This is a genomic window from Legionella cincinnatiensis (genome assembly GCF_900452415.1).
In the GTDB taxonomy this organism is placed as follows: domain Bacteria; phylum Pseudomonadota; class Gammaproteobacteria; order Legionellales; family Legionellaceae; genus Legionella; species Legionella cincinnatiensis.
This window is the reverse complement of the sequence record NZ_UGNX01000001.1, coordinates 2,054,688-2,076,411: the sequence shown is the minus strand read 5'-3', so window position 1 is coordinate 2,076,411 and position 21,724 is coordinate 2,054,688. Positions and strand designations below refer to the sequence as shown.

Sequence of the window (21,724 nt, the reverse complement as noted above, 5' to 3'; positions counted from 1 at the left end):
TTTTCACTCCATTGATGCATCTATAGTTTTAATTCTAAATGGCGTTATTTTGTAAAGCAAATTCGATTAATTTGTACTTCAGAAAAAGCACCGTTCAGATCTTTCACTCGACGCTTTTTATAGCGAAAACGCACTTCATTATCTCGTTTTTCAAAGTGCGTGGGCTGATCTTCCTGTTTATCCTGTGTATTAAGACTCTCTTTGCACTTATTCAATTGTTCCTTAAATTCTATTTTCAGTATCAATGCAGCAATATCACCTGACGTTGGACTGGAAAAGATCACTTCTTTGATTTACCTAAGTTTGAAACGTCTTTAGGTACATTGTATGATTAGTAACATTAAGTTTTTCTTAGGTTTGTTTATCAGATTTTAGAGTTTTACTACGAAATGTTTATGTAGATTAATCTGAGATTGGGGTAAGAAAGCGAATTATTGCCATAGCTCGTTCGAGTAGGAGAGGTTTACACTGTCTTGAAATGTTTGTAGGTGTGGCAGATAAGTTTTAACCTGCGATAAAAGATAACAATAAATAAGTGAATTAAAGAATAAAAAATATTTGAGATGGCATTATACTTTGTATAGGAAAAAAACTTTAAAGGAAGAAATCAATGAAAAAGTCAAAGATGGTCAATGAGTTTGATATGCCTGCACCACGTTGGATCAGAACGTATCCTGCAGGACCTTACCGGTTTATTAATCGCGAATTTTTCATTATTACCTATGAAACCTTTCCTGAGTTGCTTGAAGACATTCTACCTCCTGGTCTAGAGCTGCTTGAACCTTTTGTTAAGTTTGAATTTATCAGGATGCCGGATTCAACAGGTTTTGGGGATTATACAGAGTCGGGTCAAGTGATTCCTGTCCGCTATAAAGGGGAGGAAGGGGGCTTCACTATCTCAATGTTTCTTGATTGTCATGCTCCTATTGCGGGTGGCCGAGAGATTTGGGGCTTTCCTAAAAAACTAGCAAAACCTAAATTATTTGTTGAAGAGGATGTGCTTATTGGTTTGTTAGATTATGGCAGTTTGCGCATTGCTACAGCAACTATGGGATACAAACATCATGAAATCGATAAAACGACTGTATTAGATTCATTGAAAAAACCTACCTTTCTTTTAAAGAATATACCAGGTGTTGATGGTACCCCTGAAGTAAATCAATTGACTCGAACCTATTTAAAGGATGTAACGGTTAAAGGTGCCTGGACGGGTCCTGGTAGTTTGGAATTGCATCCTCATGCCTTGGCTCCCATTGCAGAGTTACCTGTTAAAAAAATTGTATCAGTAGTTCATTTTGTTACGGATTTAACGTTACCTTATGGCACTGTGGTTGAAGACTATTTGAGTTAGGTTAGGAGTAAGTGGAGGGAGTTTATTCAGATACATCCTCTCGATGTCCCGCGGTGTGCCCGCGGATCCGGTGGCTTGATTTCTGGATCCCGCGAACAAGTTGCGGAACGTAGGAATAAGGATAGTTTCCTTAAGCCAATGGCAGTAGGGCTGAGGAATACCTGAACATCGTCTCGAACTAATATATCTCCACGAAATTTAAAAATGAGGATCTTAGAGCTATTCAGCTGGAAAGGCTCGAGATAATGATTCTATTGCCTATCCATAACCCAAGTTAACTTAACGTCAGTTATGGATAAAGATATAATTATAACGAGTCTCTATCACGAGCTGTTCGGGCTGATACGCCTCCTCAGCTCGAACGGCTCGAAGTAATAACTCGATCTCTTATCCATAATTGACGTTAACTTAAGGACAGCGAAGGTTTCATCCTATTAATAGGGAGATTGAAATGCCTAAAAGAAAAAAAATAAATCTTGCCCTTCAAGGCGGTGGTGCTCATGGTGCTTTTACTTGGGGTTTATTAGATAAGTTTCTTGAGTCAAAGTTGTTTACAATCGAAGGTATTTCAGCAACAAGTGCTGGCAGCATGAATGCAGCTGTTCTTATGTATGGCTTTTTGCAAGGAAAGGAAGAGGGTGCTAGGCAATCATTGTATGATTTTTGGCATGCGATGAGTGACTATGGGAAAGTGTTTGGCATCACAGCAAAATCTCCTTTTGATTATTTTATAGAACCTGTCTTAAAGGCACCCTTTAATTTTTATTTATTTAATTCAATAGCGAGCCTTTTTTCTCCTTATCAATTTAATCCTTTTAATTTTCACCCTATTCGAAATGTTTTAGAAAAGATAATTGATGTAGAGCAAATCAAAAATAAAAGTGCTATTAAGCTTTTTATATGTGCTACTAATGTTCAAACTGGTAAAATACGTATTTTTGACAATAAAGAGTTATCTATAGATACTCTTTTAGCTTCCGCGTGTTTACCCCAATTATATCAATCAATTGAAATCAATGGTGAATTTTATTGGGATGGTGGTTATCTGGGTAATCCTGCTATTTTCCCCTTAATATATCAAACAAGCTGCAGAGATATTTTGATTTTTCATACAGTCCCAATCGTTCGTAACGAAATTCCAAAAACTCCAGCAGAAATTGATTCTCGAGTCAGAGAAGTATCATTTAACTCTTCTTTGATGCGTGAAATGCGTGCCGTAGCTTTTGTTAGCAGTTTGATCACACAAGGACAGTTGAAAAAAGAATATGAAAAGGATTATAAAAAGATATTTATGCATTGTATTCGTGCTGATGAAGAGTTACGTGATTTTCCCTTATCCACTGTTTATACCCCTGATTGGGAGTTTTTAGTAGCTATGCGTGACTTAGGAAGACAGGAAGCCAGTCTTTGGATTGAAAAAAATTATGATAATGTTGGAAAAAGAACAACTATCGATTTTGCAGAGTGGTTATAGGAGCACTAAGCGGTAAATCGAATTTTAAATAGTTTATCCCAGACTGTGTTCAAAAAATAAAACCTGCAACAACGGCCCGATGTTCGCTTAATAAAACATTGTAAGTACGACAGGCCGCACCGATTGACATAGATTCAATTCCAATTCGTTGTTGTGCAAGTTGATTCATAATTGACAGAGGCAGCAGTTTTCCGGTATTTTCATGGCCAATGATTATAATTTCCGGTTTGAATTGCGTTAATAAGTTCATGTAGACTTCATCAATTTCTTGGATATTTTCAATGGATAGTTCACTGATGATTTCTGTTTTGGAAACAATGAAACTTTTCTCGTAAATAATGGAGTTAATCTGAATTTTGTTATTACTATAAGCTTGTACCGCATGTAATTCTGATTCTTCTAAATTGATATTCATAGTTTTGGAAGATTGATTGAGTTATAGTGGTTGTGAGTATACTACAGAGGTAGATATTATGAATCAATTTCCACGAATTAACCGCTTACCCCCCTATGTTTTTAACACATTAACCCAATTAAAAACAGAGGCACGAGCGCGTGGAGAGGATATCATTGATTTTGGAATGGGAAACCCTGATCAACCAACACCTCCCCATATAGTGAATAAATTGATTGAGGCAGTGCAACGACCAGATACTCACCGATACTCAATGTCTAAGGGGATTCCGAGATTAAGGCGGGCAATGGCTTCTTGGTATACACGTAATTATAATGTACATTTAAATAGTGAAACGCAGATCCTGGCAACTATTGGCTCCAAAGAAGGATTAGCTCATTTAGCTCTGGCGATTAGTGGTCCAGGAGATACGATTTTAGTACCTGATCCCGCATATCCCATTCATACGTATGGATTTATTATTGCTGGAGCCAACGTAAAACAAGTTCCACTTATAAACGAAACTCAATTTTTAGCCTCCGTAGAAGATACAATCAATAGAAGTTTGCCTAAGCCCAAAGCTTTAGTGATTAATTTTCCGGCGAATCCAAGTACTCATTGTGTTGATTGTGCCTTTTTTGAGCAAATAGTCGATTTAGCAAAAAAACATGAAATTTGGGTGATTCATGATTTAGCTTATGCAGATATTGTATTTGATGGATACAAAGCACCTTCAATATTACAAGTTCCTGGTGCTACAGATATCGCAATTGAAACCTATTCAATGTCTAAATCTTATAATATGCCGGGTTGGCGTATTGGCTTTGCTTGTGGTAATGAAGAACTTGTGGCAGCACTTACTCGAATTAAATCTTATTTGGATTATGGTACGTTTACACCCATTCAAGTTGCAGCAATTGCTGCATTAGAAGGTTCTGACGAGTGTGTACGAGAAATTAGAGATCTTTACGAAAAACGTCGTAATATTCTTTGTGATGGTTTAAATGAACTAGGCTGGGCAGTAGAGCGCCCTAAAGCAACTATGTTTGTTTGGGCTCCTATTCCTTCTCATTATAAGCACATGGGCTCACTTGAATTTAGTAAGCACCTATTAAAAGAAGCACATGTTGCAGTATCACCTGGAATAGGATTTGGTCAACAAGGAGATGGTTATGTTCGTTTCGGCCTCATAGAAAATAAAGATCGTATGCGTCAAGCATTAAGAAATATAAAGGCATTATTTAAAAAAGATGGACTGATTAAGGCCTCACAAGTATGTATGTAGTGGTTGATTCCGAATGTAACGTTATTCCAGAGCGGGCGAAATTATTAACTTCAGAGGGAAATGCACTACTTAATTTTTTACGTTGCCTTGACTATGATCCCTCTGATCCACCTTTTGCCGATCTGTTAAGGCAGTACCATCACCTAGAAGGTGAGTGGTTTGTTTTGAGCCCCGTTCATTGGACAGCAACGCATAATGACGCCATGATTACGGCTTGCGGTAACGCTCTGCAACTTCAAGAGAGCGATGCTAAATTATGGTTCGAATTATTGTCGCAATATCTTGCCGAGGAAGGTAAAATTCTTCATTATCATAATCCAGAGACATGGTTGTTTTATAATGATAAAAAGTATTTATTACGTGCTAAGCCAGTACAGCATTTATTGAATCAATCATTAATGCCTGAATTAGCGCAATTAGATAACACAATGTATTGGCAAAAGTTTTTAACTGAATGCCAAATGCTTTTTGCGTCTAGACCTAATGACTCTTTAATTAATGGATTATGGGTTTGGGGAAATGCATTACTTAAGGATAAAAAAACAATTGCTATTTGTGCTGATGAACAATTTTTACCTTGGGCAAAAATTTGTGGGGCAAACGTGAGTTTGTATCACTCTTCATTAGTACTTAAGGATTATAAAATTTTATTGCTCACCGAGTTTTCTATGCTCAGTGAACAACATCAAGAAGAATTAAAAAAAATGACAGTTCATTGGTATTGGAATAATGCTGCTTATATCCAATTTTCTGATGGCTGGTTTGTTCATTTGTGGAGAAAACTTATCCATGCTTATTAAACAGCGTGTGCAACCAAAACATTCACTCAATATACCTAATGTGCCTGAGGTACTTAAGCGAATTTTTGCCTCTCGAGGTATCACCGAAGTATCACAATTGGATAAGCAATTACAAGCTTTATTGCCCTTTGATACTTTAAAGGGAATTGATGCTGCGTGTTTGCGATTGGAAAAAGCGTTACATGAACAGCAGCGTATTATAATTATTGGTGATTTTGATGCCGATGGAGCGACTTCAACCGCACTTGCTATTACTGCTTTACGTGCTATGGGAGCCCAGTTTATTGATTATTTAGTGCCTAATAGGTTTGAGTTTGGCTATGGTTTAACTCCTCAAATTGTCGATGTAGCCAGTAAGTGGAAGCCAGCTCTTATTATTACGGTAGATAATGGCATTGCTAGTTTTGATGGGGTTGAGAGGGCAAATCAATTAGGTATCGATGTTTTAATCACCGATCATCATTTATCAGCAGAAAGCATTCCTAATGCTTGTGCGATTGTGAATCCTAATCAGCCAGGTTGTCAATTTCCCAGTAAATCCATTGCCGGAGTTGGGGTTATTTTTTATGTAATGTTGGCGCTACGCAGACATTTGGTTAATAGCAATTGGTTTCAAAAAATGAATATTGCCGAGCCGAATATGGCAAGCTTTTTGGATTTAGTTGCTTTAGGAACAGTTGCTGATGTGGTTGGGCTTGATCAAAATAATCGTATTATGGTAAACCAGGGGATGGCAAGAATACGCCAAGGCCTAGGTCGTGTGGGAATTAAAGCTTTAATTGAAGTATCTGGGCGTGAATATGCACGATTAAGAGAGTCTGATTTAGGGTTCGCTATTGCACCAAGACTCAATGCCGCTGGAAGATTAGATGATATGGCTTTGGGCATAGAATGCTTAATTAGTACAGATGAGCAACAAGCAAGAGATTATTGCCAGCAATTAGATGAACTCAATGAAGAAAGAAAACAAATTGAAATAGAAATGAAAGAGCAAGCGTTACTTGTTTTGGAAAAACTTGCTCTGGATGCTGATTATAATAGTACTCATTTACCTATTGCTTTATGTCTTTTTGATAAAACCTGGCATCAAGGAGTGATTGGTATTTTGGCTGGACGGATGAAAGAGCGCTATCATCGCCCCGTTATTGCTTTTGCCGCAGTGAGTGATGATGAATTAAAAGGTTCAGCGCGCTCTATTTCAGATTTAAATATTAGAGATGTACTCGCTGCAATAGATAAGGATCATCCTGGCCTCATTAAGAAATTTGGTGGGCATGCTATGGCTGCTGGTTTAAGTATTCATCCTAACTCTCTTAGGGCTTTTCGTGAGGCATTTGTTTTAGAAGTAGGTCAACATATTGATTTATCTCAATGCGAGGGCGAAATACTCACTGATGGCCCATTGCAATCCAATGAATTGACGCTTGAGATCGCTCAGTTAATACAACAGGCTGGACCATGGGGCCAGCAATTTGCTGAACCTATTTTTGATAATATTTTTGAGGTTCTTGAACAGCGTTTAGTAGGAAAGAATCATTTAAAAATGACCTTAATTGAAACGCAAAGTAAGCAGCAAGTAGATGCGATTGCTTTTAATATAGATCTAAAGTCCTGGCCAAATCACCGAGTTAGGTATATTCATGCTGCATATAAATTGGATATTAATTTTTTTCAAGGGCGTACTCGTTTGCAATTGTTAATTCAGGTAATGAATAGCGTCACTCATCCTACGAGTGTTATCTGATTATTATCTCGAAAACTCTTAAAATCATACGCTAAAGGTTATGCTGCAAGATGAAACTCCTAGTAATGCTTGTTGCTTTTTAGACCTTCCGCTTTTGCAGAAGGTGACGGTTGAGAGAGTTGAGCCCCATTTCTTAGCAAATAAGTTTGTTTTTTTCTAATAAATAGACAAAATTTTCAGCTTCCTTAAGCATTTGATGCATCTGTTGAAACACCTCAGCACCATGTGTGGTAAAAGTAAAAAAAGAGGGTCTTTGGTTTGGATTAGAGGGATGGTGAATTGCAGAAAAACCATATTGCTTAGCACCATAAATATTGATTTGCGCATCATCAATCAATATTATTTGCGATCGATTGATAAGGGCGAATTTATTTTGTAAGTGAGGAAATAGGTATTCTAGGTAATCACTTTTATCAAGATACTTCATTGCTTGTAATTGATTCTGTCTATTATAAAATCCACTAAGATCAGGAACCAATTGGTCTGTTAATTTTTCTCCAAAAAAATGTTTAAAAACATTGTTAATAAATTTTTCGCCATCATAAGAAGCATTCGTCAAAAAAATAATAGAAATCAATGGAGTATCATCATTTGATTGCTTTTTATAGCGCTCGTTGATTGTAGTAATTTCTTCAAAAAATGTCTTCCACTCATGCCTCCTAAATGCTGTTGCTTTTTTCCATAACAGCCCAGGAGTCAGTTCTGGTTTATCGATTATACCCGAAGTACTTTGGCTTAAGCTTCGTTCAGCGCTTTTTGACAAATTATGTGGCTCATCTTCATCTAATTGAATGCTGGCGAGATTTTCATCAATATCTAACACAAATAGACGACGCTGTGATAATTTTGCGTTTTTCATATGCATCCTTGTTAATATGTTCACAAAATCTAAGTGGCGGCAAATCTAACTTCAGTTTGTATAAAAATGATTGTTGATAAAAAATTGAAACTCACCAGTGCAAAAGACATTTTGCTGTTCTGAATTGTGTAAGGAAGCAAGATGTTAGCACCGGTGTTATATATATATTCTTGGATATTAAGGATTAATGCAACCTATGACTTGCTAGGATAAGAGGATAATGTCTATGTTAATTTTGTGACAAATTGAAAGATCAGTTATAATCACGGTTTTTAATTAAATATAAAAGTGTCTCAGATTTTATTTTCTCCTTTAGCTATAGCTCCGATGATTGACTGGACTTACGGGCATTTTCGTGTATTTATGCGTATATTGGCACCTAATGCGCTTTTGTACACTGAAATGCAAACTACAGGGGCTGTATGCAATAATCCTACTCGCTCATTACCCTTTAATAGAAGGGAACATCCTCTTGCATTGCAACTAGGGGGTTCTGAGCCAAACCTTCTAGCTCAGTGTGCCAAACGAGCAGAACAAGAAGGATATGATGAAATCAACATTAATTTAGGGTGTCCTAGTGATAAAGTCCAAGCCGGGAATTTTGGGGCATGTTTAATGAAGGAACCAGAAAAGGTGGTTGCTTGTATTCGTGCTTTGAGAGAGGTAGTAAGTATACCGATTACGGCCAAGACTCGAATAGGAATAGACCATCAAGACAGCTATGAGTTCTTTAGTAATTTTGTACATCAATTAGTTGAAGCAGGTGCGCAAAAAATAATTGTGCATGCGCGGAAAGCATGGTTGCAGGGCTTAAATCCAAAACAAAACCGAACCATTCCGCCTGTTCATTATGAGTATGTTTATCGCTTAAAAAAGGAAATTCCCGACATTCCTCTTGTTATGAATGGTAACATATTGAATTTAAATGAAATTAATGAGCATCTGAATTATGTGGATGGGGTGATGCTTGGGCGTTTAGCCTGCGATAATCCTTTTCAAATCGCAACAATACATCATGGGCTCTATCCTCAAATACCTAAAAGTTCCCGTAGTCACCTATTTAATGACTATTTAGAGTATTTGCTAGATGAGTTTTATCAAGGGGCTTCTCTTAGTTTACTGATTAAGCCCATCTTTAATCTGAGTTTTGGCTTACCTGGAGCGAGTCAGTGGAAAAAAAAGTTGATGGAAATTTTGCAAACTAAAAATGTCCGCTTATTTGAACAATTAAGTCAGTACTTGTTGGAAATTGAAAATAAGCATTCAATATTCACTTAAATTAAAGGTATTCATGGTATTTTTTTCCAATTTTTAGTACATTAACAAATTTGTTATTTGAAATCTCCAGAGGATTATTTAGGCCATGCTGAATGCGTTGATTAAGAAAATGTTTGGAAGCCGAAATGAGCGTACATTACGGCGTATGGAAAAGGCAGTAATGGCAATTAATGCGTTTGAGGCGCAAATGCAAACCTTAACCGATGCTGAGTTAGCTGCAAAAACCCAGCATTTTAAAGCACGTTTTGCTGAGGGAGAAACCCTTGATGAATTGTTGGCTGAAGCTTTTGCTATCGTAAGAGAAGTCTCGGTACGCACTTTAGGATTACGTCATTTTGATGTGCAGTTAATTGGTGGAATGGTGTTGCATGAAGGTAATGTTGCTGAAATGCGTACAGGGGAAGGTAAAACACTAGTGGCTACACTCCCTGCATATTTAAATGCGATTAGTGGAAAAGGCGTTCATGTTGTTACTGTTAATGATTATCTTGCCAAACGCGATAGTCAATGGATGAAGCCTATATTTGAATTTTTAGGTTTAACTGTGGGCGTTATTTATCCCGACATGCCTCATGCTGTAAAACAAGAAGCTTATCGATGTGATATTGTTTATGGAACCAATAATGAATATGGTTTTGATTATTTGCGTGACAATATGGCATTTAGTCTTGCAGATAAAGTACAAAGAGAGCTTAATTTTGCGATAATAGACGAGGTAGATTCAATTCTTATTGATGAGGCACGCACCCCTTTGATAATTTCTGGTGCTGCCGAAGACAGTTCGGAGCTGTATATAAAAATTAATACCTTAATTCCTTATTTAAAAAAACAAGAAGAAGGTGGGGAGGAGGGCGACTATACTGTTGATGAAAAGCAAAAACAAGCTCATCTTACCGATGCCGGCCATCAACACATAGAAGAATTACTTGTTAAAGCAAAATTGCTGGATCATGGCGAGAGTTTATATCATGCGAGCAATATTATGTTAATGCACCATGTGAATGCGGCATTAAAAGCTCATGCTATGTTTCATCGTGATGTAGATTATATTGTTAAAGACAACCAAGTTATCATTGTGGATGAGCATACCGGTCGAACAATGCCAGGGCGACGATGGTCTGAAGGATTGCATCAGGCTGTTGAAGCAAAAGAAAATGTTTCGATCCAAAATGAGAACCAAACACTTGCTTCTATCACATTTCAGAATTTTTTCCGCATGTACAGTAAATTATCAGGAATGACTGGAACAGCAGATACGGAAGCTTTTGAACTGCAGCAGATTTATAATCTTGATGTAGTCGTTATCCCCACGAATAAGCCAATGGTACGCAAAGATGAACCTGACTTGGTTTATTTAACCCAAAAAGATAAATTTCAAGCAGTTATTGCCGATATTAGTGATTGTATTGCTCGTAAGCAACCTGTGCTAGTGGGTACAGTGTCTATTGAAGCTTCAGAGTTTTTGAGCCAAATTTTAAAAAAGCAAAATATAAAACATCAAGTCTTAAATGCCAAATTCCATGAAAAGGAAGCGCAAATTATTGCTGAAGCAGGTCGTCCAGGCACTGTTACTATTGCAACAAATATGGCTGGTCGAGGAACTGATATTGTTTTAGGTGGAAGTTTGGCTGCAGATTTATCTCAATTACCAGAAACTGCCACTGAGGAAGAAAAAGAGGCAGTGAAGAAATTATGGAGACAACGTCATGATGAGGTTATTGCTGCAGGTGGATTAAGGATTATTGGCTCAGAACGTCATGAGTCGCGCCGAATTGACAACCAACTTAGGGGGCGCTCGGGTCGTCAAGGCGACGTCGGAAGCAGCCGTTTTTACTTATCACTTGAAGATAATTTAATGCGAATATTTGCTTCTGAACGTGTTGCTTCAATGATGCGGCGATTAGGGATGCAGCCTGGAGAACCTATTGAACATAGTTTAGTAACAAAGGCAATTGAGAATGCACAACGTAAACTGGAAGGGCATCATTTTGATGTAAGAAAACAACTTTTAGATTATGACAATGTGGCCAATGATCAACGACAAGTCATTTATACCCAACGTGCTTCAATCATGGAAATGGCAGATACACAAGAGACGGTAAGTATGATGAGAGAGGAAGTGATGTCTAATCTTGTGGACACATATATTCCTCCACAAAGTTTAGAAGATCAATGGGAGCCTAAGGCTTTAAGTGATGTTTTAGCAGATGAATTTAAACTTAAAATTCCTGTACTTGAATGGATTGAGGAAGATCATCATATCCAACCAGAGCAAATTAAAGAAAAAATTCTTGATTTAGCAGCAAGACATTATAATGAAAAAGTGAATCAGGCAGGAAGAGAGACGATGTCTCAGTTTGAAAAATCTGTGATTTTGCAAACCCTAGACAATCAATGGCGTGAACACCTTGCTGCAATGGATCAATTACGTCAAGGTATCCATTTGCGTGGTTATGCGCAAAAAGATCCAAAACAAGAATATAAGAAAGAGGCATTTACTTTATTTTCTACAATGCTTGATAATTTAAAGTATGATGTAATTCGACTAATTTCTTCTGTGGAAGTTCAGACTGCTGCCGATGTCAATGCCGTTGAAGAGCAACGACGTGCGGAGCAAGTGAGCAAAATGAGTTTACAACACAGTGATTTTAATGATGCTGATGAAGAAAATGATAAAGCTCAAACTTATAAGCGCCAGGAGAAAAAAATTGGACGAAATGATCCTTGTCCTTGTGGCTCTGGTAAGAAATTTAAAGCGTGTCATGGAAGTTTAGTGTGAAAATAGCAGTTGCAGTAGCAGTTATCATGGATAATCAACAGCGTTTTTTGATAACCCAACGTCCTACTCATGTTCCTCATGGAGGATGTTGGGAGTTTCCTGGCGGTAAATTAGAAGAAAATGAGACGTCTGAATTTGCGCTGATTAGAGAAGTCAAAGAAGAAGTTGATCTAGATGTTCATCAATACCAGTTATTAGGTGAAGTAAACCATCAGTATTCAGATAAGGCGGTAACATTAATCGTTTTTCTGGTAACGCATTTTTCTGGTGAACCCTCCTGTAAGGAAAATCAGTTAGATATGAAATGGGTTAGTCTTCAGGAGTTGAACCCTAAAGATTTCCCCGCAGCCAATCAAGATATAATCACTATGCTATATCATCATCCTAAATTCAGCAGTTGAATCGTAGCGATAGGGTCTCATGCACTGATTTTACAGGTTATTTTTCTCTAGTACGGAACGGTTTAGATATGTTACTTGGTTTAAAGCAGATGGTTGCAACATCCATAAGCGATCATGCGCTATATCCTTTTCTGCTAATATTCCTAAAGTTAACTTACTGCCAACACTGATATTTCTTTATTGATGTAATGTCGTCAAACACTATTTGATCACAGTTCATCATGCACATCAAAAAAATTATCACTTTTTTTCAAAAAGTTATGGTCACATTTTGTGACCATCTCTCAGGGACTAACCCCGTATCGTGAGTCGTTTTCCTCTCCTAAATCATATTTCTCTTCAGGATTTTCTGAGGTTTTTTCTTCAGTTTGTGTCTCACTGTAATCCACCCCATCAAGCTGCTGCGCTCCTGCTTGTGACGGACTAGTAGCACTACTAGTTGGTGAAGTTAAATCTTGTGTTTGTGAAGTATCTGATGTTTGGAAGTCTGCATCTGATGTTTGGAAGTCTGCATCTGATGTTTGGAAGTCTGCATCTGATGTTTGTAAGCCTGCATCTGATGTTTGTAAGCCTGCATATGATGTTTGTAAGTCTGCATCTGATGCTTGTAAGTCTGTATCTGATGCTTGTAAGTCTTGTAAGTCTGCATCTGATGTTTGTAAATCTGTATCTGATGCTTGTAAGTCTTGTAAGTCTGCATCTGATGCTTGTAAGTCTGCATCTGATGTTTGTAAGTCTGCATCTGATGCTTGTAAGTCTGCATCTGATGCTTGTAAGTCTGTATCTGATGTTTGTAAGCCTGCATCTGATGCTTGTAAGTCTGTATCTGATGCTTGTAAGTCTGTATCTGATGCTTGTAAGTCTGTATCTGATGCTTGTGAGGCTGCATTTGATGTTTGTGAGGCTGCATTTGATGTTTGTGAGGCTGCATTTGATGTTTGTGAGGCTGTATTTGATGTTTGTAAGGCTGTTTCTTCATCTAGCTGTATCAGAGCTTTATTTAAATCCTCTTTAGCTTGTTCTATTTCTTCTAAATCAGATAAAAGCAAAATTTTTTGTAGTTTTTCCTCTAGTTGCTGATACTTAACAGAAGTTACTTGTTTTATTTTTTTAAATTCTTCTATCTGGAGTTCTTTTTCGAGAATATACTGCCAAGTAGTTGATTTTAGGAATTGATCTAGTATTTTGGAATTATTGAAGCCAACTCTAGCAATTAAATTATCTAGGTCCTTATCTTGAAATAACTCGTCAACTGCACTCATAATTTTATCTCATTAGGTTAAATGTATATATAAAATTCTATTTAACCAATATTAAGTCAAAATTAAGGTGGGTTATCAAAAAATAACACCATTAAACACATAATTAAATTAAGTACTCAAACGAAATAGATATTTTCGATTCTTGAATTGTGAACGAATACTTATTATTAATCTATCATTGAGAATGGGTTTATTTACAGAAACGAGGCAAATTCAACTGCCGAATTTAGGATCACTTGATAAGTGAAGATATTTACGATGTAAATTGTTTACCTTTGTTGTCAGCTCTTCAATTCCCAAATCATTAACCACTACATCATGGGCATTTTTTAAACGAAGACTGATATTCGGTTGAACTGATAAGATAGCCTGTGCTTGCTCTTTAGTGCATTGATCTCGTTTCATTACCCGTGATATTTGAGTTTCTATTGGTGTAGTGATAAGTAATACCCTATCGATGTAAGGATAATGATGCTTCGTAATCAATAAAGGTATTTCTACAATGCAATAGGGTGTAGTACAAGAGGCCACTTTTTTTTTAATTTTCTGGCGGATAAGTGGGTGCAAAAGATGTTCGAGCCACTCTCGTTCTTTGGGATTTGAAAAAATAATTTCTCTTAATTGGGCACGATTTAGATCTTTATCTGAGTTTAGAATTTTAGTTCCATAGTGTTCGACAATTTTTTTATAGATGTGGTGATCTTTTTGGGTAAGCTCTCGCGATATTTTGTCAGCAGAGATCACTTCTATACCCAACTGCGAAAAAAGAGTGGCGGCAGTGGTTTTACCACTTGCTATATCGCCTGTGAGCCCAACGCAATAAACCATTTATTAAATCGCCTGCTTATTCATACAGGTTATTAAATTAATATAACATGTATCTGGTATAGGACTTTTTTGTTTGCAATAAGCTTGAGCAGCTAAAGCAGCATCTTCACGATGTCGATAACGGTTGCTGGTCCAAGCAAATGCTTCTTTATCAAATGCAGTACATTCCCACATAGGCATTACATTAACTCCTGCGATGAAATTTTCACAGTTGGCTTTGCTTGTTCGACAGGTAGCAGGTAATCGGCTATTTTTTTTGCATTGAGCATAAGAAAAATTCAGTGCAATTTTTTGATAAATATTTTTTGAGGTCCAAAAGGTATTTGTCGCATCATGGGTTGTACATTGCCAATAATTACCGCTTAGATCTACGGGTGCCGCAAAACATGAAATAGATGTACCCCAAAGAATTAGAAAACAGTAAGTGATATACCGATTCATTTTTTTTCTCCTTTTAATAAGTTAGCTAATTGGTCAATTGAAAGTGCTTTCGAAAAATGCCATCCTTGTAAGAAATGCACTTCATTTTCCAATAAGTAATTAACTTGCTCCTTAGTTTCTACACCCTCTGCAATAATAGTTAAATTTATTTTTTTTGCTAATTGAATAATGGCATCATTTAAAGTTTCTGTAATTGCTTTTGTGCCTATAGCTTGAATAAATATTTTATCAATTTTTAAAAAATTGAAAGGATAATATTGTAAATAGGTAATGCTTGAGTGTCCTGTCCCATAATCATCTATAGCTAGAGAATAGCCTGCTTCCCGGAGCTCTAACATTCTTTTGATAAAAGATTTATCATTTACATCAAGTAAATAACGTTCTGTAATTTCTAATAATATTTGTTTTGGCGAAATAGAGTATTGATCAACCAATTTATAAAATTGAGCAAAAAAAAGCGTGTCAGTGAAATGATAAGCACATAGATTAAATGCTAAATGAAATGAAGAGCAGCCATGGAGAAGTTCTTTAGTTTCTTTAAATGCTGTTTCCACAATTTGTAACGTTATTGGAATAATTAAACCTGTATCTTCCGCTTCTTCAATAAACAGATCAGGCATTATGATTGTATCATGATAATATTGCCATCTTAAAAGAACTTCTGCTCCAGAGTAAATATTGTTCTTCGCGTCAAATAAAGGTTGATAAACAGGGTAAAACTGTTCTTTTTTTATTGCTTTTTTGATGGCTCCATGCAAAGAATAATATTTGTTCAGGATTTTTTTAAGTACAAAATATAACAAAATAGCAAGTACTAAGATATCAAGAGCCAGTAAAATTTCTTTGTACCAAAAATTACTGACGATAGTTTGTCTGTTTTCAACAACCGTGACTGTAATACCACTAATGCTATTTAATCGTGTAGTAACAAGTAATTGGGGAAATAATAGGGATTTTACTTTAAGAAGCCCATTATCAACCCAAGGGTGTTTTTCTGTTTTTCTTAGGGTTAATATATTTTTTTTGCGATTTTCATCATGTAAAACGATGGAGTAGTTACTATATTCCGGAGAGTTTAATATATTTTCAAGTATGGAGGACATAATAATGACTTCAGCTTGAAAATGTCCAATTCTTCTTTGTACAATATAAATTGGATGAACAAACCAGGCGGAAGTTATCGGGCCAATAAAGATATGGTCTGGATTAATATTCAATAAAAAACTTTTATTATGAGGTAATGTGGAATATACAATTTGGTGAATTGGATCCCAAATGGCTATCCCAGAAACCCGTGGGTGATTTATATTGATATGTTGTAAGGAAGAAGTAATCGTCTCTTTATCTGCTGGATGCTGTTTTTGATCTAAAAGTAACTTATTTATATCGCTAAATATGCTATTAATAAATTTATCTATATCATTCGTCAGCCTGTTTGCAACTTTTGAGGCTAAAATCGACGATTGGATAGCATTATTATACCAATTAATATAAGAAAAAATTAAAAAAGAAAAAATAGTCAATACTATCCACAGCAATTTAAATCGTCTATAGATAAAAAATAACCAATTTTTGAGTAATTCTCGCATGTTTAAGGCATCGTATATGCTTCCTCTATAGATTTTAGTGTTATTTCTGCTAATTTCCCAATTATTTCGTGACTTGTATTTAATGGAGGAAGCCAATAAAGCGTATTTCCTATTGGTCTTATCAATGCACCATGATTTAATGCGCGCTGATAAACTTTATTCCCTACTCTATGATAAGCTGAATCTTCAAGATCTGCTGCGACAATAGCACCAATTCCACGAATATTTGTTAATTTGCCTGAAAGCTGTGCGACTTCATTTAAGGCCGCTAGCATATATTTGCCTAAATTCTGAACATGAGCGATTGTTTTTTCCTCGTGCATTGTTCTAATTGTTGCTAAAGCGGCACTTATAGCGAGTGGATTACCACTGTATGTATGAGAATGTAAAAATGATTTACCACTTGAATAATCTGCGTAAAAAAGTTCAAAAATAGAATGGTCGATCATAATACAACTTAGAGGGATGGATCCTGAAGTCAATCCTTTAGATAGGCAAATAATATCTGCTTCGATTTCAGCATGATTGGCAGCAAGCCATTCACCAGTTCGACCTATTCCAGTCATTATTTCATCAGTAATAAGATAAATGTTTTTACTTTTAGCCCATAGAGCTAGTTTTTTTAAGAAATCTTGGCTATAGCATAACATCCCGCCTGCGCCTTGGATTATTGGTTCAACAATAAGGGCGCAGACATTATCACCAATTATTTCTAATTGCTTTTCTATAGAAGACCAATACGCTTCGCAATTAGTCCATAAGGGATCTGTTTTCCCTGTAACATAGGGAATATTGTCCAGAAAATGGCATTTTAGATTAAAGGATGTATAAGGTGCTTTGTAGAGTCCTAGGTCGCTAACGCCCATAGTTCCTAGTGTTTCCCCATGATAGCCATTTTTTAATGCGATAAATTCATTTTTGTTGGAAAAGCCTTTGATTTGATTCGCATGAATGGCTAATTTCATGGCGATCTCAACAGCACTAGACCCATCACTCGCAAAGAAAATATGTTGCTTTTGAGTAATATTTGCTAATTCCTCTGCTAATTCAACCAATAAAGGGTGTGTGGTATTTGCAGCAATAACATGTTCAAACCGATTAAGTTGGGCAGTTATTGACGCAATTACTTTAGGATGAGCATGCCCTAAAGATTTACACCACCAGCTTGAAATAGCATCGATTAATGGCCCTTTATCTGTATATAGATAACATCCTTGTGCTTTTTCAATAATCAGGGGAGGACAAATTTCAAAATCTTTCATTTGCGCACAAGGGTGCCAAACATGTTTTAAGTCGCGAGTAATTAATTGTTCAGTGTTGACCATTTAAAAAATTTTGGTTGACAAGCTTGAGGCGAACTTTATCATGTTCACTTCATAAATAAAATGAGAATATCAGAGGGGTATAATTGTGACTCAAACAAAGAAGCACTGGTCTATTTCTGAAATTACGGCAATTTATGAGCAACCATTTAATGATTTGTTGCATGATGCTCATACCTTACATAGAGCGCATCATCAACCCAATTCATTACAATTCGCTACTTTATTGAGTATTAAAACTGGTGCTTGTCCTGAGGATTGTGGCTATTGTTCACAAAGCGGACATCATAAGACCCATGTTGAAAAAGAAAAATTAATGTCAGTTGCTGAGGTATTAAAATGTGCGCAAGAAGCTAAAGACGGAGGAGCGAAACGTTTTTGTATGGGTGCTGCCTGGCGTTGTCCACCTGATAAGGCGATGAATGATTTGCAGGAGATGATTAAAGGCGTAAAAAGCTTAGGATTAGAGACTTGCATGACTTTAGGTATGTTAACTTCAGAACAGGCATCTAGCTTAAAAGAAGCCGGTTTAGATTTTTATAACCACAATATTGATACTTCACCTTCGTATTATGAAAAAGTAGTGACTACACGTAAGTTTAGTGACCGCTTGGAAACGTTAAATCATGTTCGTACAGCAGGAATTAGTGTTTGTTGTGGTGGTATTTTGGGCTTAGGTGAAACACGAGAAGACCGTATAGAGTTTTTATTAACGCTTGCAAATATGGAAACACCGCCAGAAAGTGTACCAATCAATCGCCTGATTCCTGTAGAAGGAACACCACTTGCTCACTCAAAGCAGGTGGAAGGTATTGAATTAGTTCGTACCATTGCCACTGCACGAATATTAATGCCCAAAAGTGTTATCCGATTGACTGCGGGAAGAACTGAAATGAATGATGAGTTGCAGGCACTTTGTTATTTTGCAGGTGCTAACTCAGTGTTTATTGGTGATAAATTATTAACGGAAGATAATCCTCAGCGGTCTAAAGATAAGGTTCTTTTTAGTAAACTGGGTCTTACTGAGATGGTATAAATGCTTGTAAGCAATAAAATTAGAGATTATACAAATCAGTTAGCTGCTCACGGTTTATTAAGAACACGAGTGATGTCGGAGAACTCATCATTAATACATTTTGACAGCAATGATTATTTATCTTTAACAAAAGACAAACGAATTTCTGAAGCATACCAACAGGGATATGCCTTATATCCAAGCGGTAGTGGTGGTTCTATGCTGCTTAGTGGTTACCATGCAAATCATCGAGCGGTTGAAGAAGCATTTGCTAACCTTTTAGCAGTAGATGATTGCCTTTTATTTTCTTCAGGGTATGCTGCAAATCTTGCTGTGACAGCTTTATTGGGTCAGCTAAAAATACATTGTTTCATTGATAAAGAAATCCATGCTTCAGTTTACGATGGATTAATTTTGTCACAGGTTAACTATAGGCGTTATTTTCATAATAATTTAGATGACTTAAGACGTAAATGTACAAAAAATTTTGCTGGGAGTGTTGTAATCACTGAAGGGATTTTTAGCATGAGTGGTCAATTAGCCCCTTTGACCGATCTTGCTTCTCTTTGTAGTGATAGCCAAAGCATGCTCGTAGTCGATGAAGCTCATTCTTTTGGTATTTTAGGCCCTCAGGGCAAAGGTGCTGTTGTTTCTCATGGATTAACCCAAAAGGAAGTTCCATTGAGAATGATTCCCTTAGGAAAAGCATTTGCTGCCCAAGGGGCCATTGTTGCTGGAAGAGCTGATTGGATCTATGCTTTATTACAAGCAGGGCGTTCGATTATTTATTCAACCGCTGTTAGTCCGGCTTTAAGTTACGGCCTACTTAAATCTTTAGAAATTATCGTTCTTGCCGAAGATAGAAGAGCAAGGTTAATGCAACTAATTGCTTTATTTCGCAGTCTTATTAAACAGTCGCCACTAAATTGGGCTGACTCCACAAGTCCGATTCAAAGATTGCAATTAGGATGCCCACATTTAGCATTATATTATGCAAATGAGCTTAAAAAACAAGGTATTAGTTGTTGTGCGATAAGAAAACCAACCGTCAGCACTAAAGAATCCGGATTACGGGTTATTTTAAATTATAATCACACCCCAGAACAGATTTATGAGTTTTTTGATAAACTAAGTAGAATTTATGAATATAAACATCCATAAGTATGGCGATGGATTTCCTCTTGTTTTTTTTCATGGGTGGGGATTTGACAGCCAGGTCTGGTTGGCATTGGTGCCAAAACTAAAGCCATATTATCAATTAATACTTGTCGACTTACCAGGCTTTGGACATAGTCCAATCATGGATTGGCAATTGTTTAAAACGGTTTTACTGAATCAATTACCAAAAAAATTTGCTTTAGTCGGTTGGTCTATGGGAGGGCTATATGCGATGCATTTGGCGCTAGAAGAGTCTGAAAGAGTAGATTTTTTTATCAGTGTTACTTCATCGCCACGATTTTTGCTTGATGATTCATGGCCAGGTATTTCTCAAGAGGTTTTTCAGGGGTTTTATAAAAAGATAACAGATGATCCCTATGCAACATTAAGTGAGTTTCTCGATCTTCATGGATTAGCCACGCATGCAAAATTACAATACCTTCCTGATAAACTTCCATCCTCAGAAGGATTAAGATTTGGACTTAGCATTTTAGAAACTTGGGATTTTCGCGAGGAATTAAAACAATTTGCTAAACCTACATATTTTATGTTTGGCCGACTTGATCCTATTGTTCCGGTTAAAACCATGCGTTTTATGCAAATAGAGTATCCAAAATTCAACTACATGCTTTTTAACCGAGCAGCACACATGCCTTTTTTATCGCATATGGATTTATTTGTAAACGAAATTAGAGAGTTTATTAAATGAGACGTTATTTTATCACTGGTACTGATACTGATTGCGGTAAAACATATGTAACGGCACGTCTAGTAGATTATTTTTTAAATGCAGCCGCAATAAAACCAGTTGCAAGTGGATGTCTAGAAATTGAAAATCAATTAATTAGTCATGATGCTCAATTATTGCAAAAAGATAATAGGTTTGATTTAGAACTTATTAATCCTTGGCGATTTAAATTGCCTGTATCACCACATATTGCAGCTGAAAATGAAGGAGTGTGCTTATCAATAACTGAAATAGCAGATTATTGTCTTAATTTACACTTAGATGGCATTGAACACTTATTTATCGAAGGAGCTGGAGGATTGATGGTTCCTTTGAATAACAATGAAACATGGATTGATTGGTTGAAAATCACTAAAATTCCTGTTGTTTTTGTTGTGGGAATGAAATTAGGCTGTATTAATCACGCCTTACTTACGGAAGCTGCTTTAAATGCTCATAAAATTGAATGTGCCGGCTGGATCGCGAATTGTATCGATCCCAATATGCAAGCATTATCCGAAAATATCAATACCTTAATTCATAAACTTGATTCTCCTCTATTAGCGACGGTCCCTTTTGCAAACAATCGACTACACATTCATTTTTGGCCTGAGTTGGATAATAAATAATAAAATGTATGGCTATCTATTGCCAAATCCATGATGACCTAAGAAATTGTTCTGGATATCTTGGATGCGCATTCCTGTCTTCATTAGGTAACGACCCTAAAGTTCGGATGACTTAGCCCCAATCCTCTCCCCGCGAAAAGGAATTATCTATTCAAATTCCTTGGCGGGAGAGGGAGTAGAGCAAGGTATGCTTAAAATTACGTGCATAGCTTAAAGCTGGGAATCCACAAAAACTTTAGGGTCGTTACCTACTTATTCTCAAGAAAATAATTGAATTCATTCAGAGATTTATGCAATTATTTTACTAAGTTAATAAAAAATAATAACAATTTGATGAAATATATGTTACATATAGAAACAAATTACTTTTGCCCATTAAAAATGTAAT

General features: G+C 36.5%; 20 protein-coding genes. 12 read left to right on the top strand and 8 right to left on the bottom strand.

Annotated elements, in window-relative coordinates; translation table 11 throughout:
- Nucleotides 1-44: 44 nt before the first annotated feature.
- Nucleotides 45-284, bottom strand: a complete 240-nt coding sequence (locus DYH34_RS09210) for a hypothetical protein (RefSeq protein WP_058466347.1) — start codon at nucleotides 282-284, stop codon at nucleotides 45-47.
- A gap of 326 nt (nucleotides 285-610) precedes the next feature.
- Between DYH34_RS09210 and DYH34_RS09205 the strand changes: the two genes are divergently transcribed.
- Nucleotides 611-1,351, top strand: a complete 741-nt coding sequence (locus tag DYH34_RS09205; protein WP_058466346.1) for an acetoacetate decarboxylase — start codon at nucleotides 611-613, stop codon at nucleotides 1,349-1,351.
- A 451-nt stretch (nucleotides 1,352-1,802) separates the two neighbouring features.
- Complete coding sequence (locus tag DYH34_RS09200) at nucleotides 1,803-2,825, top strand: patatin-like phospholipase family protein (RefSeq protein ID WP_058466345.1); 1,023 nt, start codon at nucleotides 1,803-1,805, stop codon at nucleotides 2,823-2,825.
- Nucleotides 2,826-2,874: 49 nt separating this feature from the next.
- Here the strand turns inward: DYH34_RS09200 and DYH34_RS09195 are convergent, their stop codons facing one another.
- Nucleotides 2,875-3,240, bottom strand: coding sequence for an Mth938-like domain-containing protein (locus tag DYH34_RS09195; protein ID WP_058466344.1), 366 nt, complete (start codon nucleotides 3,238-3,240; stop codon nucleotides 2,875-2,877).
- Between the two features lie 58 nt (nucleotides 3,241-3,298).
- Here DYH34_RS09195 and alaC point away from each other — a divergent pair, with 58 nt between their 5' ends.
- From alaC to recJ, 3 genes are read left to right on the top strand one after another with little or no spacing between them, the layout of a single operon-like run.
- A complete protein-coding gene (gene alaC / locus DYH34_RS09190) occupies nucleotides 3,299-4,504 on the top strand; it encodes an alanine transaminase (RefSeq protein WP_058466343.1) in 1,206 nt (401 codons plus the stop codon).
- On the top strand, nucleotides 4,495-5,304 hold the full coding sequence (locus tag DYH34_RS09185) for a hypothetical protein (RefSeq protein ID WP_058466342.1): 810 nt from the start codon (nucleotides 4,495-4,497) through the stop codon (nucleotides 5,302-5,304). Before alaC ends, DYH34_RS09185 begins: the two co-directional genes overlap by 10 nt.
- Nucleotides 5,294-7,048 carry a single-stranded-DNA-specific exonuclease RecJ gene (recJ, locus tag DYH34_RS09180; protein ID WP_058466341.1) on the top strand — a complete coding sequence of 585 codons (1,755 nt, stop codon included), beginning with the start codon at nucleotides 5,294-5,296 and terminating at the stop codon, nucleotides 7,046-7,048. The genes DYH34_RS09185 and recJ overlap by 11 nt, the downstream gene beginning before the upstream one ends.
- 133 nt (nucleotides 7,049-7,181) lie before the next feature.
- On the opposite strand, the gene DYH34_RS09175 is transcribed toward recJ, so the two are convergent.
- Nucleotides 7,182-7,907, bottom strand: a complete 726-nt coding sequence (locus DYH34_RS09175; protein ID WP_058466340.1) for a hypothetical protein — start codon at nucleotides 7,905-7,907, stop codon at nucleotides 7,182-7,184.
- A gap of 288 nt (nucleotides 7,908-8,195) precedes the next feature.
- Here DYH34_RS09175 and dusA point away from each other — a divergent pair, with 288 nt between their 5' ends.
- The 3 genes from dusA (at nucleotide 8,196) to mutT (ending at nucleotide 12,365) form a co-directional block, all read left to right on the top strand.
- Nucleotides 8,196-9,185, top strand: coding sequence for a tRNA dihydrouridine(20/20a) synthase DusA (dusA, locus tag DYH34_RS09170; protein ID WP_083502816.1), 990 nt, complete (start codon nucleotides 8,196-8,198; stop codon nucleotides 9,183-9,185).
- An 85-nt stretch (nucleotides 9,186-9,270) separates the two neighbouring features.
- Nucleotides 9,271-11,964, top strand: coding sequence for a preprotein translocase subunit SecA (gene secA / locus DYH34_RS09165; protein WP_058466339.1), 2,694 nt, complete (start codon nucleotides 9,271-9,273; stop codon nucleotides 11,962-11,964).
- Nucleotides 11,961-12,365, top strand: coding sequence for an 8-oxo-dGTP diphosphatase MutT (gene mutT / locus DYH34_RS09160; RefSeq protein ID WP_058466338.1), 405 nt, complete (start codon nucleotides 11,961-11,963; stop codon nucleotides 12,363-12,365). Before secA ends, mutT begins: the two co-directional genes overlap by 4 nt.
- 284 nt (nucleotides 12,366-12,649) lie before the next feature.
- Here mutT and DYH34_RS18045 read toward each other — a convergent pair whose 3' ends face one another.
- From DYH34_RS18045 to bioA, 5 genes are all read right to left on the bottom strand, one after another.
- Entirely contained in the window at nucleotides 12,650-13,627 is a 978-nt protein-coding gene (locus DYH34_RS18045; protein WP_058466337.1) for a coiled-coil domain-containing protein, read from the bottom strand.
- 213 nt (nucleotides 13,628-13,840) lie between these two features.
- Entirely contained in the window at nucleotides 13,841-14,455 is a 615-nt protein-coding gene (gene coaE, locus DYH34_RS09150) for a dephospho-CoA kinase (protein WP_058466336.1), read from the bottom strand.
- 3 nt (nucleotides 14,456-14,458) lie between these two features.
- Nucleotides 14,459-14,896: a hypothetical protein gene (locus DYH34_RS09145; RefSeq protein ID WP_058466335.1), complete on the bottom strand. Its 438-nt coding sequence runs from the start codon at nucleotides 14,894-14,896 to the stop codon at nucleotides 14,459-14,461.
- Nucleotides 14,893-16,485, bottom strand: a complete 1,593-nt coding sequence (locus DYH34_RS09140; protein ID WP_058466334.1) for an EAL domain-containing protein — start codon at nucleotides 16,483-16,485, stop codon at nucleotides 14,893-14,895. Before DYH34_RS09140 ends, DYH34_RS09145 begins: the two co-directional genes overlap by 4 nt.
- 2 nt (nucleotides 16,486-16,487) lie before the next feature.
- Nucleotides 16,488-17,810 (bottom strand): adenosylmethionine--8-amino-7-oxononanoate transaminase, encoded by a 1,323-nt coding sequence (gene bioA, locus DYH34_RS09135; RefSeq protein ID WP_058466333.1) that lies wholly within the window; start codon nucleotides 17,808-17,810, stop codon nucleotides 16,488-16,490.
- A gap of 85 nt (nucleotides 17,811-17,895) precedes the next feature.
- Between bioA and bioB the strand changes: the two genes are divergently transcribed.
- From bioB to bioD, 4 genes are read left to right on the top strand one after another with little or no spacing between them, the layout of a single operon-like run.
- Entirely contained in the window at nucleotides 17,896-18,843 is a 948-nt protein-coding gene (gene bioB / locus DYH34_RS09130; RefSeq protein WP_058466332.1) for a biotin synthase BioB, read from the top strand.
- Nucleotides 18,844-19,983, top strand: a complete 1,140-nt coding sequence (locus tag DYH34_RS09125; RefSeq protein ID WP_058466331.1) for an aminotransferase class I/II-fold pyridoxal phosphate-dependent enzyme — start codon at nucleotides 18,844-18,846, stop codon at nucleotides 19,981-19,983.
- Nucleotides 19,964-20,689 (top strand): alpha/beta fold hydrolase, encoded by a 726-nt coding sequence (locus DYH34_RS09120; protein WP_058466330.1) that lies wholly within the window; start codon nucleotides 19,964-19,966, stop codon nucleotides 20,687-20,689. The genes DYH34_RS09125 and DYH34_RS09120 overlap by 20 nt, the downstream gene beginning before the upstream one ends.
- A complete protein-coding gene (gene bioD / locus DYH34_RS09115) occupies nucleotides 20,686-21,336 on the top strand; it encodes a dethiobiotin synthase (protein WP_058466329.1) in 651 nt (216 codons plus the stop codon). The genes DYH34_RS09120 and bioD overlap by 4 nt, the downstream gene beginning before the upstream one ends.
- The last annotated feature ends 388 nt before the right edge of the window (nucleotides 21,337-21,724 follow it).

Bases quoted from the DNA above. Each gene is read 5' to 3' on its own strand.
- DYH34_RS09185 (WP_058466342.1), top strand. From the start codon at position 4,495: ATGTATGTAGTGGTTGATTCCGAATGTAACGTTATTCCAGAGCGGGCG.
- DYH34_RS09205 (WP_058466346.1), top strand. From the start codon at position 611: ATGAAAAAGTCAAAGATGGTCAATGAGTTTGATATGCCTGCACCACGT.
- DYH34_RS09125 (WP_058466331.1), top strand. From the start codon at position 18,844: ATGCTTGTAAGCAATAAAATTAGAGATTATACAAATCAGTTAGCTGCT.
- recJ (WP_058466341.1), top strand. From the start codon at position 5,294: ATGCTTATTAAACAGCGTGTGCAACCAAAACATTCACTCAATATACCT.
- DYH34_RS09175 (WP_058466340.1), bottom strand. From the start codon at position 7,907: ATGAAAAACGCAAAATTATCACAGCGTCGTCTATTTGTGTTAGATATT.
- bioA (WP_058466333.1), bottom strand. From the start codon at position 17,810: ATGGTCAACACTGAACAATTAATTACTCGCGACTTAAAACATGTTTGG.
- DYH34_RS09200 (WP_058466345.1), top strand. From the start codon at position 1,803: ATGCCTAAAAGAAAAAAAATAAATCTTGCCCTTCAAGGCGGTGGTGCT.
- DYH34_RS09145 (WP_058466335.1), bottom strand. From the start codon at position 14,896: ATGAATCGGTATATCACTTACTGTTTTCTAATTCTTTGGGGTACATCT.
- DYH34_RS09195 (WP_058466344.1), bottom strand. From the start codon at position 3,240: ATGAATATCAATTTAGAAGAATCAGAATTACATGCGGTACAAGCTTAT.
- coaE (WP_058466336.1), bottom strand. From the start codon at position 14,455: ATGGTTTATTGCGTTGGGCTCACAGGCGATATAGCAAGTGGTAAAACC.
- bioD (WP_058466329.1), top strand. From the start codon at position 20,686: ATGAGACGTTATTTTATCACTGGTACTGATACTGATTGCGGTAAAACA.
- DYH34_RS18045 (WP_058466337.1), bottom strand. From the start codon at position 13,627: ATGAGTGCAGTTGACGAGTTATTTCAAGATAAGGACCTAGATAATTTA.
- DYH34_RS09120 (WP_058466330.1), top strand. From the start codon at position 19,964: ATGAATATAAACATCCATAAGTATGGCGATGGATTTCCTCTTGTTTTT.
- DYH34_RS09140 (WP_058466334.1), bottom strand. From the start codon at position 16,485: ATGCGAGAATTACTCAAAAATTGGTTATTTTTTATCTATAGACGATTT.
- alaC (WP_058466343.1), top strand. From the start codon at position 3,299: ATGAATCAATTTCCACGAATTAACCGCTTACCCCCCTATGTTTTTAAC.
- secA (WP_058466339.1), top strand. From the start codon at position 9,271: ATGCTGAATGCGTTGATTAAGAAAATGTTTGGAAGCCGAAATGAGCGT.